At 61.6% G+C, this 13,048-nt stretch carries 12 protein-coding genes; 5 read left to right on the forward strand and 7 right to left on the reverse strand.

What is annotated here, in order from left to right; all coding sequences use genetic code 11:
• Positions 1-165 precede the first annotated feature (165 nt).
• The 3 genes from ABGB19_RS03290 to ABGB19_RS03300 all read left to right on the forward strand — a co-directional run bounded on the left by ABGB19_RS03290 (position 166) and on the right by ABGB19_RS03300 (position 3,309).
• The gene (locus ABGB19_RS03290; protein ID WP_347683930.1) at positions 166-876 is read left to right on the forward strand and encodes a hypothetical protein; all 711 of its coding nucleotides are present in this window, start codon (positions 166-168) and stop codon (positions 874-876) included.
• Between the two features lie 413 nt (positions 877-1,289).
• Positions 1,290-1,928: a hypothetical protein gene (locus tag ABGB19_RS03295; RefSeq protein WP_347683932.1), complete on the forward strand. Its 639-nt coding sequence runs from the start codon at positions 1,290-1,292 to the stop codon at positions 1,926-1,928.
• Positions 1,929-2,193: 265 nt separating this feature from the next.
• Positions 2,194-3,309, forward strand: coding sequence for a phage major capsid protein (locus tag ABGB19_RS03300; RefSeq protein ID WP_347683934.1), 1,116 nt, complete (start codon positions 2,194-2,196; stop codon positions 3,307-3,309).
• Between the two features lie 123 nt (positions 3,310-3,432).
• On the opposite strand, the gene ABGB19_RS03305 is transcribed toward ABGB19_RS03300, so the two are convergent.
• From ABGB19_RS03305 to ABGB19_RS03335, 7 genes are all read right to left on the reverse strand, one after another.
• Positions 3,433-5,025 carry a hypothetical protein gene (locus ABGB19_RS03305; protein ID WP_347683936.1) on the reverse strand — a complete coding sequence of 531 codons (1,593 nt, stop codon included), beginning with the start codon at positions 5,023-5,025 and terminating at the stop codon, positions 3,433-3,435.
• Positions 5,018-7,090 (reverse strand): N-6 DNA methylase, encoded by a 2,073-nt coding sequence (locus ABGB19_RS03310; RefSeq protein ID WP_347683939.1) that lies wholly within the window; start codon positions 7,088-7,090, stop codon positions 5,018-5,020. Before ABGB19_RS03310 ends, ABGB19_RS03305 begins: the two co-directional genes overlap by 8 nt.
• A 380-nt stretch (positions 7,091-7,470) precedes the next feature.
• The gene (locus ABGB19_RS03315) at positions 7,471-8,265 is read right to left on the reverse strand and encodes an HTH domain-containing protein (RefSeq protein WP_347683941.1); all 795 of its coding nucleotides are present in this window, start codon (positions 8,263-8,265) and stop codon (positions 7,471-7,473) included.
• Entirely contained in the window at positions 8,265-8,942 is a 678-nt protein-coding gene (locus tag ABGB19_RS03320) for a DUF6308 family protein (protein ID WP_347683943.1), read from the reverse strand. The genes ABGB19_RS03315 and ABGB19_RS03320 overlap by 1 nt, the downstream gene beginning before the upstream one ends.
• Positions 8,939-10,252 (reverse strand): hypothetical protein, encoded by a 1,314-nt coding sequence (locus tag ABGB19_RS03325; protein ID WP_347683945.1) that lies wholly within the window; start codon positions 10,250-10,252, stop codon positions 8,939-8,941. Before ABGB19_RS03325 ends, ABGB19_RS03320 begins: the two co-directional genes overlap by 4 nt.
• Before the next feature lie 59 nt (positions 10,253-10,311).
• Positions 10,312-10,587, reverse strand: a complete 276-nt coding sequence (locus ABGB19_RS03330; protein WP_347683947.1) for a hypothetical protein — start codon at positions 10,585-10,587, stop codon at positions 10,312-10,314.
• 45 nt (positions 10,588-10,632) lie between these two features.
• On the reverse strand, positions 10,633-11,043 hold the full coding sequence (locus ABGB19_RS03335) for a hypothetical protein (protein WP_347683949.1): 411 nt from the start codon (positions 11,041-11,043) through the stop codon (positions 10,633-10,635).
• A gap of 711 nt (positions 11,044-11,754) precedes the next feature.
• Here ABGB19_RS03335 and ABGB19_RS03340 point away from each other — a divergent pair.
• Both ABGB19_RS03340 and ABGB19_RS03345 read left to right on the forward strand, forming a co-directional pair.
• The gene (locus ABGB19_RS03340) at positions 11,755-12,222 is read left to right on the forward strand and encodes a hypothetical protein (RefSeq protein ID WP_347683951.1); all 468 of its coding nucleotides are present in this window, start codon (positions 11,755-11,757) and stop codon (positions 12,220-12,222) included.
• A gap of 45 nt (positions 12,223-12,267) precedes the next feature.
• Positions 12,268-13,041, forward strand: coding sequence for a DUF2510 domain-containing protein (locus ABGB19_RS03345; protein WP_347683953.1), 774 nt, complete (start codon positions 12,268-12,270; stop codon positions 13,039-13,041).
• The last annotated feature ends 7 nt before the right edge of the window (positions 13,042-13,048 follow it).

A 13,048-nucleotide genomic window follows, 5' to 3' on the forward strand; every position in this document is an offset into this window, starting at 1 on the left:
GCCGAACGTGTTGCGCGCGACGGCGGTCGCTCGGGGCGGTGGTGATTCGATGACGTTAAAGTGCTGCGGCCCCCCGACACGAACGAACCGCCCCCACAAGGGGAGCGGCCCGGTATCCGTCTGGCACGACGATGGCCCGAGTATCACACACCAGGCTGACAGCTGGTGGGCACCATGAGCGTGGCCTACGTCGAGTTCCTGATGGTGCTGCCCGCCGACGTTGGCCGCGTCGGCCCTGCCGGGGCGGTGATCCTGGCGCTCGTTCGCTTCGTCACAGCCGCCGAGGCGTACGGCGACCGGCTGCTCATCGACGGCCAGGTGTGGTGGCGGGCGTCTCACGCTGAGATCGGCAAATCCCTGGGCGGCGTAGATCGCTACAGCGTGCAGCGGGCAATCAAGCGCCTTGAGGAAACTGGCGAGTTGCTGAGTTTGCTGCCGGGGATTTCGGGTGGCGACCAAACCAAGGCGTACCGCCTACCGTCTGACCTGCCAATGGGCGATTTCGCAACAGCTCTGACCAGCCAATGTGCGGAATCGCAACGGTTACCACAATGGACCAGTGCGGAAACGCAACGGACCAGTGCGGAATCGCACAGGTACCAGTGCGAAAACGCACGCCCCACTACTTATAGAGAACCTAGAGAAGTAAAGAAGGCGGGCGCGAGCGCTGAGACGACGGGCGCCGAGGCAGGCGCTGACTCGTTGCCCGTTGCTGCGCAGTCCGAAGACCCGCTCGACGCCACGGCTCCATACGGACGCTGCGATACCTGCACGTGCACCCTCGAAGCGGACGGTACGTGCCCCCGATGCCGACTGCTCTCTGGTGGCTGGAAATGCTCGGGCAGCGGCGACACCGGGCAGGCGGCGGCCCAGTGAGCCGCGCTTTGCGGGCCACCTTCAACGCTGCGGGCCTAACATGTGCTGCCCGGTGTGGCGGTGCCCGACGGGCGGCCACGGGAAACCTGGCCGCCTCTCAGCCGATTGTCTGCCCGTGGCGCCATGCCGCCAGACGTGTTGAGCCACAACGCCACCCGGTGGCATGCCGCCACGTATGGCGGTGGGCAGCGGGAGGCCCTGCCGGGACTGCAGCACGCGGCTACGACTCGACAACACCGCCACGAGGTGCGCCGAGTGACGCCTGGTGCGCCGCAACGAGCGGCTGGACGCCCGCGCTGCGGGAGCGCCGCCAGCAGCTGCTGGCCCAAGCCCAGGACACGCGCCGTCTCATCATCATCAAAACGACTGCACGAAGTGAACAGCGAAACGTCGACTGAGAGAGAGCAACCCGCATGACAACTCGGAACGGTGGTCACGCCAAGGGTGATCCGGCGCTGCGGGTGGAGTGCCCGCAGTGCGGTGCGCAGCCGGGCCAGCCGTGCACCATACGCCGGTATCGCGGCCCTGACGCCCGGCACCGCGCGCGCGTCGAAGCTGTCGAGGCCGCCGCAGCAGACCCGGCCAATCTGCCACCACCGTGGCCGGGACGCGACGTGTTCGAGTTGGTGTGCCAACGCTGCGGGGACGAAATCACCGCGCAGCGTCCTGGTTATGCCGCCGTGGACCGCCATGCCGCTATGCGCCGCATCGCCGCGCTGGCGCAGTGGCGCGCAGAGCACGGCGTGGCTGGCCCGCACATGCCGCCGCTGCGCTGGCGTCTCGTTCACTCGGACTGCGACAAGGTGCGACGCCAGGCGCGCGGTGACGCTCGCATTCGTGCCGAGGACCTGCGGACCACCCGGCGGCTGTTGCGCATGAGCGCAGCCCTCACCACTCGCCGGTGGGTGGCCGACACCGACTGGCAGGCTTTGGTGGCGTACATCATTCGAGGGTCGGCAATCGTCGAGTCGAACACGGCAGCGGCCAAGCGTCACGCTGACGCGGCGAAGAATGCCGCGAGAGGCGGTGCTGCCCACGGTTCACATGGTTAAGCGGTGGCTGCTGGTACAGGAATCGGCTGACTAGTTTGCAGTGGGCACCGGAGCCGAAAAGATCGACGCCGTGCCAGTTGCACCGCAGCCGCCACGCCGATTGACGCCGTGGTGACCGGCTACGGTCTGGTACCGGCGTACCATTACAACCAGTAAGAGTACGCCTCAACGGTTCTCAATCAGTACATGTTCATTTACGTTGCATGCGCGACGTATTCGTCGAATTGAGCGCAGCTGCACTCACGGGAAACAGGAACAGATAGAGATGTCTACGAGCGTCTTCGAGCCGGCGACCTACACCAAGAGTGCAGCAGTCGCGCACGGTAGGTCCTACATGCAGGATTTGGTTCGTGCGTCGCTGAACATCGACTTTGATGGCGGTGCACGTGATCGCCTTATGCGTCATGCGAAGGACGTCCAGAACCTGCCCGAGTACGCCGAGTACCGCGATCTGTCCCGTACGGACGGGCAAGGTGGCTACGCCGTACCGCCAGCCTGGCTGATGAGCGAGTACATCGAGTTGGCCCGACCCGGTAGGGCGTTCGCGAACCTGGTCACCAACCAGCCACTTCCCGCCGGAACGGACAGCATCAGCATCCCGCGCATCCTGACGGGGACCGCGACCGGCGTGCAGACGTCGGACAATACGAACACCGTCGAACAGGACCTGACGGACGCCTTCGTGAACGCACCCGTGCGCACCATCGCTGGCCAACAAGACCTCGCAATCCAACTCATCGACCAGAGCCCCATCGCATTCGATGAGGTGGTCTTCCGTGATCTAATGGCGGACTACGCGGCCCAAGTCGACGCGCAGGTGCTCGCGGGCACCGGGTCTAATGGCCAAGTCCTCGGAGTAAGGGGAACCGCTGGAATCGAGACCGTGGCCGTGGGCGCGCTCACCACGCAGGGCGTCTATGGGGCCATCGCGGACGCGGTACAGCGTGTTCACACGAAGCGGTTCATGCCGCCTACTGTGATCGTGATGCATCCGCGTCGGTGGGGGTGGTTGCTTACGCTGATGGACACCACCAACCGCCCGCTGTTCCTCCCGCCCTCGAATAACCCCCAGAACGCCGCGGGCGTCGTCAGCGCGGTGGCAGCCGAGCAGGTGGTCGGCAACATGCACGGCCTGCCGGTCGTCACAGATCCGAACATTGGCACTGCTGACGGCGCGAACACCAACGAAGATTTGATCTACGTGATCCGCGCATCCGATTTGATCCTGTGGGAGTCGCGCATCCGCACCCGCGTGATGCCCGAGACTCTTAGTGGCCAGCTGACTGTGCGGTTGCAGGTGTACGGCTACCTGGCATTCTCGGCGGCGCGCTTTCCGAAGTCGGTCGTCGAGATCACTGGACTGACAGCACCGACGTTCTGACGCACCAGATGAATAACCCCGCCTCGTCACCTCTGTAGGTGGAGCCTCGACCTGGAAAGTGATGATCGACGCTGCCAGTGATGACGAGAATTCCGAGGCTGCCGAATTGTTAAGGCAAGTTGGTTAGGAGGTCAATGAACCTGGCCACAGCCCGGTCATAGTTTCAACCGCCGCCAAGACTAACTGCCGCTGCCGCGCACGGTTCTGACCGGGGAGCGCGGCTAGAATGTCGGCGAGCATCTCGTCCTTCCATTGTTGCCACGCCGCATCACAATCCGCTGCGACGCGCAGCGCCTCGTTTTCATCTGACGGCAAGCCGCAGGGCCCTGTGGTGTCTGCGTGCCTACGCAAGATTGCCCTTGCGATGCGCGCGTGCCCAGAAGACTGTGTCTCTACAACTACATCCGACCCAACCAATAGGGTGTCGGCGTCAAACAAACTTTCACCGATTTGAAGTGAACCTGTTACTACGTGAGGCGGGATCACTATGTCCGTGATCTCCAAACTTTCTTGGGACAAGTGATCCAAAAGACTCATCGGACTGGGCGCTTCTCCGACGTCGAGTATCGCTCTGGCTGCGAACGGGTCAGGATTAAATTGAGTCCGTCGGACTGCCCGCCTGACTTGTTCTCGACCAGAGATGATCCGCTGAGTCCTCTCAGCCGTCAGATCTCTGATTGCCCTTTCCACTGTGCGCGCTGCGTCGATAGCATCGTCGCCGAATAAGTACCGCATGGCCCATTGATCAAATGCCTGACGGTCGGATTGTTGGAGTTCTTCATCGAGTGCCAATACCGCACGGCGGGTAATGGGTTCGAATAAGCTGGTTAGAGCCTCCGACTGTTCAGGGCTGAACTTCCTTGGATCAATGATCGGAAGCATCTCAAGCTCACGGACGTATGTGTGTAGTACCCCATCACCGCCTCCGCGACGTCCGTAGATCTCAGCCATCAAATGTGTCCATGTGAGATTTGCAACGGCTGCGAATGCTTCCGGCTGCTGCAGCTCAGCTGGAGGAGCACTGAACAGGAAGTTATCTGGCACAAGGACACCCTCGGATAAGACAGGCGCATAGTGCCTATCCCCACGTCCTTTCAGCCAGCACACACGACCTGGTCCCATTGCCATGCGTGGTACGTGAAACCAAATTGGCCTCACTATCACTTGAGCGCGCTGTGCGGGCACACCACCAGCGCGCCGGCTTCCCTCGCGAGCTGGGAAATCCGTGGTTTCGCCGTACCGGATGTAGTCGAGCGCGTGGGCCCAACGCTTCTGCCGCAATGATTCCTTGTCGTCTTGCGCGTAGAACACAAACCACGGAAACGCGGCTTGTTCATCTATACAGATACGACCTTCGAGCACACCGGGCCGCCGCACGATTGGCTTGAGGACGGCACGTTCCAGCAGGTGTGTTTGCCCGCGGCCATCACGAACCAGCGCGATACGTCTCCTATCCGCCCCACTTCGAATTCCCGCTGCCGCCTGCAAGTTTCGGTCAACGATCTCTTCCACGATGAAATAGCCCACCACTCTCGTCGCTATCCCGCTGCGCGCAGGGGCAACCTCACCCAGCGGCGCGAGAAGGCTGCCCGCTCGTCGCCTCAATGCTGCTATCGATGGACGCTCAACCAAGTGCGCTCCCCAGCTGGTTGCTAGCTGGCCGGGGAAGGCCTGTGCCGCACCAAGTGCACTGAAACGTGTGTCGACCTCAGTCACTTTCATCATCCTCAGGCAACGAGTCGCTACTTCGCCGGATTAGATTTGCCTGATCAGCAACCCTCACGTCCCACCGAATGTCGTCACCCGTATCCTCTGAGATTCCGAGTATTTCATCGACAAGATCCTCGGCTCGCTTGCCCCGGGGTTGGCCATAGTCAAGAAGCTTAATAATCGGCTGCTTGAATCGTACAAATCGCACCATATGGTCGTCGGGGATATTGGGATTGGGTGCGGCACCTAGAGGCGTCGGCGGCGGCTCCGCCCGGCGCGCCAACAGCAAAACGGTATTTTGCGCTGCTGCGAACCAGCGTTCAACACGGCTGTCAATTAGGGCGTCCACAAGAAAGTAGCGACCGAGAAACGACAGTACAGCGTCACCATAAACTGTGGAGAGCAAGCTCCATGATAGAACGAAAGCCAAACGGCCACCGGGGGCTAAGAAAGAATGAGAATGCGCAACGAAGAAGGCCCAAAGATCAGCTTTCCCAGTGAAGTTTGGGTATGCGACCTCACGGCGAACGAACCTTGCGGCAAAGAGCTGTTGAATTTCTGCTCGCTCCTCGGGCGTCCTGTTTTCGAACCGTATGTAAGGCGGATTACCTATCACCGCATTCAAGTTGCCCGGCGCCTTCAGTTCTCCCGTCCCTGGAAACGTAAGGTCGGTTGCGCTCCCCGGGGTAACCCCGAAGAAATCTTCCTGAATGACTCTCGGATACGCGGACCGTGCCGACGGATCGGATAGAGCAAGGACCAGCGATGACAAACTGGCTGCGAAATCGGCTATTTCGACGCCATAGACCTCACTCAGTGACTGTTCATGCGTGGAGCCAAGCGCTCGTTTGCGCGCATATGCCATAGTTAGGAATGTGCCACCACCGCATGCCGGGTCCATTATGGTGTCCGCCGCATTCCTGATGGAATACGTCGCAATAATCTCGGCGAGCGGGTCCGGAGTGTAGTGGACGCCGAGAATATGCCGGTGCTCGTCGTCTAGCAGGGACTCATAGAGACCTGGGACGTACTCCGAGGGACCGGACCAGTCATACTTTTTTACAACGTCGATGATCCGGCCCCACCGCATCCCGACGTCGGTGCGAGACCCAACTGAGACGAATGCGATGTCGTCCAGGGCGGTGGAGGTAAGCGTTGTCTCGAAGTCGCCCGTTTGTCGTTGCGCATGGTCGAGCAGGCCCTTAACTTCGCCGGCAATGCGACCTGGATCCGAAGCACTGCGGCTTACCTCGAGCGGGTCGAGATCGAAGCGACTCCCGTCCTGCCTTTCAGTTAGTGAAAGCGCTTGGTAGAGAAGGAGGCGCGACGTCACGACGAATGCAGCAATAATCCCGACTTGTTCCGATTCGTTGATGAATCGGTCGGCGGGTCCAAACGGATCGAGTTGAAGCTCGACACCGAACTGGTCACGGAACGCGTCGAGGACCGTGTCGCGAAAGGTGTCATCGGTGGCAGCCTCTCTGATCCGCAGACCTGCCTCTTTGCCCGCCTCGACGATCGCTTCTCTGAGCTCCTCTACATGCGGCGGTAGCGGTCGAGCATCCGGTCTGCCACGCTCTAAGTCTTCGAGCAGCAGAGGCTCCAGATGGCCCAGGAAGTCGCGCCAGCGCTGCCCGATCTCTTCCCGCCGAGGCTGTGCGTAGTAGCTTTCAGATAGATCCGGAGCGAGGTCGTAAATCGCAACCGGGGTCGTTTGCCTCGCTCCTACTGACGTCCGCCACACCGCAACATGACGAATGTTGCAGGTGAGGAAGTAGGTAAGGCCCCTGCCGACAGCCTTACTTTGCGCGTCCGCAATCAGCTTCGGGTCGTCAACTCCCATGACCTCTGGCCGCTTCATCTCGCACGAAATCAACGCTGACAGGTCCGACCGCAAAGTCAGGTCGCACCGCAGCGTCACGCCGGTCTGGGGATCGACTACATGCTCCTCGATGTCCGCGAACCGAATCAGAGGTTGGCCGCCCTGCACCGACAGCTCGCGGGCGCGCAATTCCGTAGGTCCGATCAGGTATCCCGCTAGTGTGCGTTCGTCCACGATTGGCCGTGCCATCGTCCTCCCCTCCTCGGAGGCAACGCTATGTCGATATTGCTGTTCAGCCCCGGACGGCACGCCGGGAACGGTTTACGTCGTCGGCTGATCAGCCGCGTTTGGTGCTCATCTGCAGGCGACTGCTCTAGGAGGATACTTAGTACAGGCCACGCCGCTGGCGGCGATCGTGGTGGGCATGCCCCAACAATAAGTCAGCCGCGACATGGTCAAGTGCCGACTCTCGCAAGGGTGTTCAGTACAGCCGTGCATCCTCTACGATGGCGGCACCCTGCACTGCCAGACCCAGTGATCCCGGACGGTGGTCCGGGTTCGCTGGCTAGTTCGGGTCGGTAGCCGACGGGGTGGTCGGGAGAATGTATTTGCAGGAGCCATCCTGGTTACTAGCTCAATCCGACGTTCTTAGACAACTGCGCTAAGAGTGAACGTTTTCGTTCGTTCTCGATGTCGGGATCCATCGCCTGAATGAACTCAACAGCGTTGAATCCATCTCCCTGTCGCCTGTTTTGGGGAGGCTCCAAACCCTCTATGAGGAGAGCTTCCATCGTTGCGATTAGGGTTGCCACGGCTATCCCGGCGGTCGGTACGGGTGTCAACTTGCCGTCGTCGGTGACACCTCGCACGCCAAACCAGGAGAAGCGGTTCCAGCGTCCAGTGAGCCTGTCGCGCGTGTGGTCGAAGAGGCGCAGACCCATGCGTGGCTCGGTCACTTTGCCGACGTAGATCGGGCGGTGCACGTCGTAGAGAACATAGACTCCTGCCTGCTCGGTGAAGTTCACTGGCGTGCTTCCCGATTGCTGGACTCCGAGCAGACGCGGCATCGTGGTCTTCCAGTACACAGCGTCCCTACTCCAAAACATTCCGAACGCATTGATGAGGCCCATTTCACGGGCGACTTCCTCCGCCTCATTCGCTTTATCAACGCTCTTGGCAGCAGCAGCGGTACGCTTTGCGCTACGGAGCGCGTACACGCCGCGGTCGATTCTGACGAAGGGCGACTTCGGATCGTTTCCAATTGATTGGGATAGGTTTGCTGCCACGGTAGCGGCAGGCGTTGCGCCGACATTGACGCGGTAGCCCTTGTCGATGATGGCTTGGGCGATGTCCGCATAATGCATTGGCTCTCGGCTGTCTTGCAGCGCTTTCACCATCGCCTGCCGCCACTGCATATCCGCCATCAGCCTCCCCCTCCGGCTTGTCCTTTTAAGCCGCCCTCGACGGACATCCAGAAAAGCACGTCGAGGATACGAAGCTCACGGACCGTTGCAGGCACGTTCGAAGCGAGTGACTGTAGTTCGCTTAGCCACTTCCAGATATATCTGTCGTCGGCGTTGAGCACTTCTTGGAACCGCCGCCAATAGTCGCGAGTGTCGAAGCCAGTGGCGTGCTCGACGAAACTGTCCCAAATTGGGATGAGGCGAGGCCGCTTGGCCGCGAGCAGCTTGCTTGTGGTGGTTCGCCCGAGGCCATCCTTTCCACCTCTCAGCACCGCCCACAGCTTGCCCGCCGGCGATTCTGTGGCGAGCAGTCGAGGTTGAACATCAACGATGTCTTGGTCCGACGGAACCTGCTTGAGAAGCGACGAGATGATTGCCGCGTCAGGGCCGAGCAATCGGATGGCAGCCTCCGGCGGAACATTGACGCTGAGCATCGAAACGGCCACGAAGTCGGCTGGGCCAAGCGTGTGTGGATCGTCGTTTAGTGCAGCCATGGCTTCGAATCGCGCGCCGGTATACCGAGGTTTGCCGCTGTCGTCCTGCGCGTAATACCTCTGGAGCAGATCAACAGCCACATCAGTCTGACAGTGAACAACAACTTTCGGCCAACGTGAGTCGTTGTGCCGTTCCTCGTTCATGTCTCGACTGTTTTAAGGTCTGATGATAGGGGCTGAATGTCCTCTAGTTGTGGCTCGCCCAGGGCCAGTAACACCTGATTGATCGCGTCGCTGACTTCCTTCGTAAGTTGGCCAGTAGTGTCGCGAGCGACTGCATCTGCCCATTGCCAGGATCGGGTGACTTGAATACTTGGGCGGATGTCGAAGTGGTCCATTGGTAGCTTGTCCGCCCATTCGTCAAGGCTCTCCATCTCGTTTTCGATGGCGTATTTTCGCTCGACTAACCAGTGTCGAAACTTCGGGTCGTTGACGTCCTCGCGTGGTCGACGTCCGGCGCGGTGGCCATGGAAGTCGTTGACCCACTGGCGGACGTAGTCCGGTCCAGGAAGGTGCCGCGTTGGATACCACCGTCGAGGCACGCTGGCCCGCCAATAGGCCAGGTAAAAATTGGCGTGCACCTGCCAGGCCGGGTCCTCGGTCAAGGCGATGAGGGCTTCCGCCCTCTTAGAATCGGAGTACACACGTTTGTACTGGGGAGCGAGCTCTGCGGGCCACATGCTGACGATGAGATTGTCGCTCTCGACGTAGAGGCTAACGCGGTCGACCGCGACTACCTGATCGTCCGGGAACTTGACACCGGCATGGCCCAAGACATCGCGGACCTCTGCGGAGAAGCCGGTCGCTTTCTCCAGGACGTTTCGCAGGCGGCGCAGACGACGACCACGGTGATCGCCGCAGCGTTCGAGGTCGGTATAGGGGAGCAAGTCACCGAAGTTCTCTTCCGCATTGTCGAAGAAGTCATTCAAAACGTGGACCTCGGCGGGACCGAGAACATCTAGCTCCATCAGATTCCACCAGCGGTCGAGGAGATCCTGCCATCTGACAGGGACCCTGCGCTTCTTCTTGGGAGCGATTCCCTTGGTGTTGATGTCTAGCGATTGCTGGTCGCTGGCGTTGGCATAGAGCTTGCTCTCGATCACCACCAGCAGACGCGACCCGTACTGGATAACACCGTCGTACCGAGCCCTGCGTTCAGAGGCCACATTCGGCTCCTGCGTCTCCACGAGGTCCTCGTGAGGCCCGAGGAAGACGCTCACAAGCTCGGCAAGCTCCGGATCCTCAGCGTCGGGGTCCAGTGGCACCAACTTCTCCGTTTGCATCTCGAAGCGTGGGCGTGGCAAAGCTGACAATGGCTGGCATCGGGCAAGGTCCAGAAACGCTGCGTGCGCCAAGGGCACCAGTTTCACCACAATCAGGGCGGCTCGGGTCAGCTGGTCTTCATGCTTGGCGTCGCGATCATACGGACGAAAGATGCTCAGGTGATGCTCCACAAACCTGACAGTAGCCGGATCACCAAATGCGGCCTTTTAAACCAGGTTTGTCGCTACAGCTATTTAGCTTTGCGGGATCTAATCCAATCCAGTCCGTCTCGCATAGAGAAGTAGTTGCCGTTGCCGATGCGAGTAGGCAGGATTTCGCGGCGCAGCACGGCGTACTTGATACCCCGTCGCGTGACCGGCAGTTTCTGACTGTCGCGCAGGTACTCAAACAAGCCCTGCTCCGTGAGGTTAGGGCGATCAAGTTCGCAAAGACCCAAACCTCTGCCGCAGGTCTCGTTGACGAGCTTCCGGACAATGTTGGCCAGTTCGTCGGCGGCGTCAGTCATGTAATCCCACTCCATCCGTTCAAGCAGGCAGGAAATCCTAATCATTCATGCGGTTCGGACTCTCGGGCTTTCCCTGCTTCTTGCGACCTCGCGGGGGAAACGCATCTGCGAGACACCAATCACATCACCGAGCAGCTCTGTGATACCACCAATGAGGACTCCGAACGCGTCAAAGACCAAGCCCTGCTTGAGGATCTCCGCCCAGTACCTCCAGAACCCTTCGAGACGTGCCCGGTTGAGACGATCTATGCGCTGTATCTCGCGATGTATCGCAGTCTCAAGGACCTCTCGATCCTCGGGCCGGATGAGGCCTTCCGCGTTCTCGGCAATCTCGACCAAGATCTTGAGCGTCTCGTGCGGCGTTTTGCGCGCATTCCGCACGGCGAAAGATCCAGCGACGATCGCAGCAAGAACCACTCCAACCCCGCCCAAGACGGTTTGCCACCAAGGGACCATGCGCGAATCGTCTCAAATGGAGCCCATGGCGGTACGCGGGGAGTGGTGACCGGAGTAGCGAACAACCGAGCACTACCCGCACCCAACCCTCCCCATCAGGACCCCGGTAAGGGGGTCAAAAGTTGGGCGCGCCTCGACCGCCCCCATCTACCCGGATCCCGTTTTTACCCCCCGAGAAGGTAAACGCGCAAAATCGGGTCAGCGGCGCCGGGGAAGGGCAGGTTTCGTGCAAGTCGGGCCGGGTTTCGCCGGGCGGCTTCGGCGCCCCACCGTCTGCGCCGCGTCTACCACCAAGGTGAACACCGGGCGCATGAACACCAAATGCATGCCGGTTCGGCGTGTGTACCAGAGGGAGGACGGGGTGCCGAGGGTCTACGACGGTGCCGCGCGGCCACAGCTACCGCGCCATGGCGGCGCACTCGGGGCTGAGGCTGTCGTTGCGCGGCGTCGTGAAGGCGGTGCAGCGCTAGCTGGCCGCCGGGCTTGACTCCGATACCGCGTCGGGTGCGCTATCTGCCGCCTACCGGGCAACGTGCGGAGGTGACCTTCTGCGTGCGCGGGCGCAGCGCCGCCTGCTAATCGCGCTGGGCAGTTGCGGCGTGGCGCCACCCAATTCGAGCCGTTGCCGAGGCATCATGATTGCTGGCGGTGTAGCGCCAGGGTGAACCGCGCGCCCACAACGGGCGGTATGAACGCGACGGAGTTAGCCGAATGCCGAAACGCAGCCCGTGGGAGCGTTACCACAAGCAACAGCGGGCGATTGACGCCAAGGTCTTCCACATCGTGCTGTCCTCGAACCACCCTTGCCGGTGCGGCCACGTGCAGGGCTTCCACTGGAGCACCGACGACGGCGAGAACCTGGGCAAGTGCGCCGACGCCGAGTGCCCGTGCGAGGCGTTCGATGAGGACACGTTCACGGCGGCGCAGCTGGCCGCCGGGGTGCTGCCCACCACCACTGCTGCTGCCGCTGAGCAGGACGACGGCAAGGACGACGCCTTGCGGCGGGCCATGCGCGCCGAGGAGCAGCGCGAGGTCAGCGCCGAGGAGGCATGGGACCGGGCGATGCACACGGACCGCCCACGCACTACCGGCAAGCCCCGCCGCTCCACCCTGGACGACCCGGCGGCCATGGACGCGCTGCGCCAGCTGGGCGGCAGCCCAGACGATCTGGCGGGCTGAGGCACGAATGGTTTGGTCCGGTGACGAGCGGTCAACAGTTTTCCCGTGACGACACCACCGACACCACCGCCGGGCTGGTATCCGGACCCGGCTGGCACTGGCGGTCAGGCGTACTGGGACGGCCACCAGTGGGGCGGCGCGCCACCACCCAAGCCGCCCGCCAAGGGTAGGCGGCGCCTCTGGATCATCGTCGGCAGCGTTGTCGCCGTGTTCCTGCTGCTGGCCCTCATCGGCAACCTGACGGACGGCGACAAGGATAAGGCCACCGGCACTGAGGGCACGCAGACAACTACTACCACCCCGCCGAGCACGACGACGGCGGTGCCACAGACCACGACCACCGCAGCACCGCCGCCACCACCAGCGGCCCCGCCGTCAGCGCCACCGGGCAAGGTGATGGCTGGTCCCGAATCCTCCTGCGAATCAACCACTTCCGCGTCTCCGATAGACCTGCAAAGCACGAGGGTGGAGGTCGGCGAAATGGCTGGGCGCGAAGGCACCAGTGCCCGCGTCACGATGAACTACACCGGCGAGCTACCCGCCACCGGCACCGTGCTGTGGTCGCTGCTCGCCACCAACCCGGCTGGCGAGACGGTGCAGCTGGGCTACAAGACGCTCGACGGGCAGAAGATCGGCTACTTCTACTTCCCTTTCGGCGAGGGCCGCCAGCACAACATGGACGGCTTCGCCGACACCGACACACCCGGCGAAATCGGCATGGTCCTGCCCCAGGCGGGCCTCGATAAGCTCGGCCCGATGTGGTGGTGGTCAGCCGTCGTCAACGTCGAAGGCAAAGACGTCGACAGCTGCCCAAATTGAAGCTGGA

It is taken from the genome of Mycobacterium sp. B14F4 (assembly GCF_039871645.1).
In the GTDB taxonomy this organism is placed as follows: domain Bacteria; phylum Actinomycetota; class Actinomycetes; order Mycobacteriales; family Mycobacteriaceae; genus Mycobacterium.

What these genes read in the sequence shown, in the direction of transcription:
- ABGB19_RS03300 (WP_347683934.1), top strand. Translation starts at nt 2,194, where the DNA reads ATGTCTACGAGCGTCTTCGAGCCGGCGACCTACACCAAGAGTGCAGCA.
- ABGB19_RS03335 (WP_347683949.1), bottom strand. Translation starts at nt 11,043, where the DNA reads ATGGTCCCTTGGTGGCAAACCGTCTTGGGCGGGGTTGGAGTGGTTCTT.
- ABGB19_RS03340 (WP_347683951.1), top strand. Translation starts at nt 11,755, where the DNA reads ATGCCGAAACGCAGCCCGTGGGAGCGTTACCACAAGCAACAGCGGGCG.
- ABGB19_RS03295 (WP_347683932.1), top strand. Translation starts at nt 1,290, where the DNA reads ATGACAACTCGGAACGGTGGTCACGCCAAGGGTGATCCGGCGCTGCGG.
- ABGB19_RS03315 (WP_347683941.1), bottom strand. Translation starts at nt 8,265, where the DNA reads ATGGCGGATATGCAGTGGCGGCAGGCGATGGTGAAAGCGCTGCAAGAC.
- ABGB19_RS03330 (WP_347683947.1), bottom strand. Translation starts at nt 10,587, where the DNA reads ATGACTGACGCCGCCGACGAACTGGCCAACATTGTCCGGAAGCTCGTC.
- ABGB19_RS03310 (WP_347683939.1), bottom strand. Translation starts at nt 7,090, where the DNA reads ATGGCACGGCCAATCGTGGACGAACGCACACTAGCGGGATACCTGATC.
- ABGB19_RS03320 (WP_347683943.1), bottom strand. Translation starts at nt 8,942, where the DNA reads ATGAACGAGGAACGGCACAACGACTCACGTTGGCCGAAAGTTGTTGTT.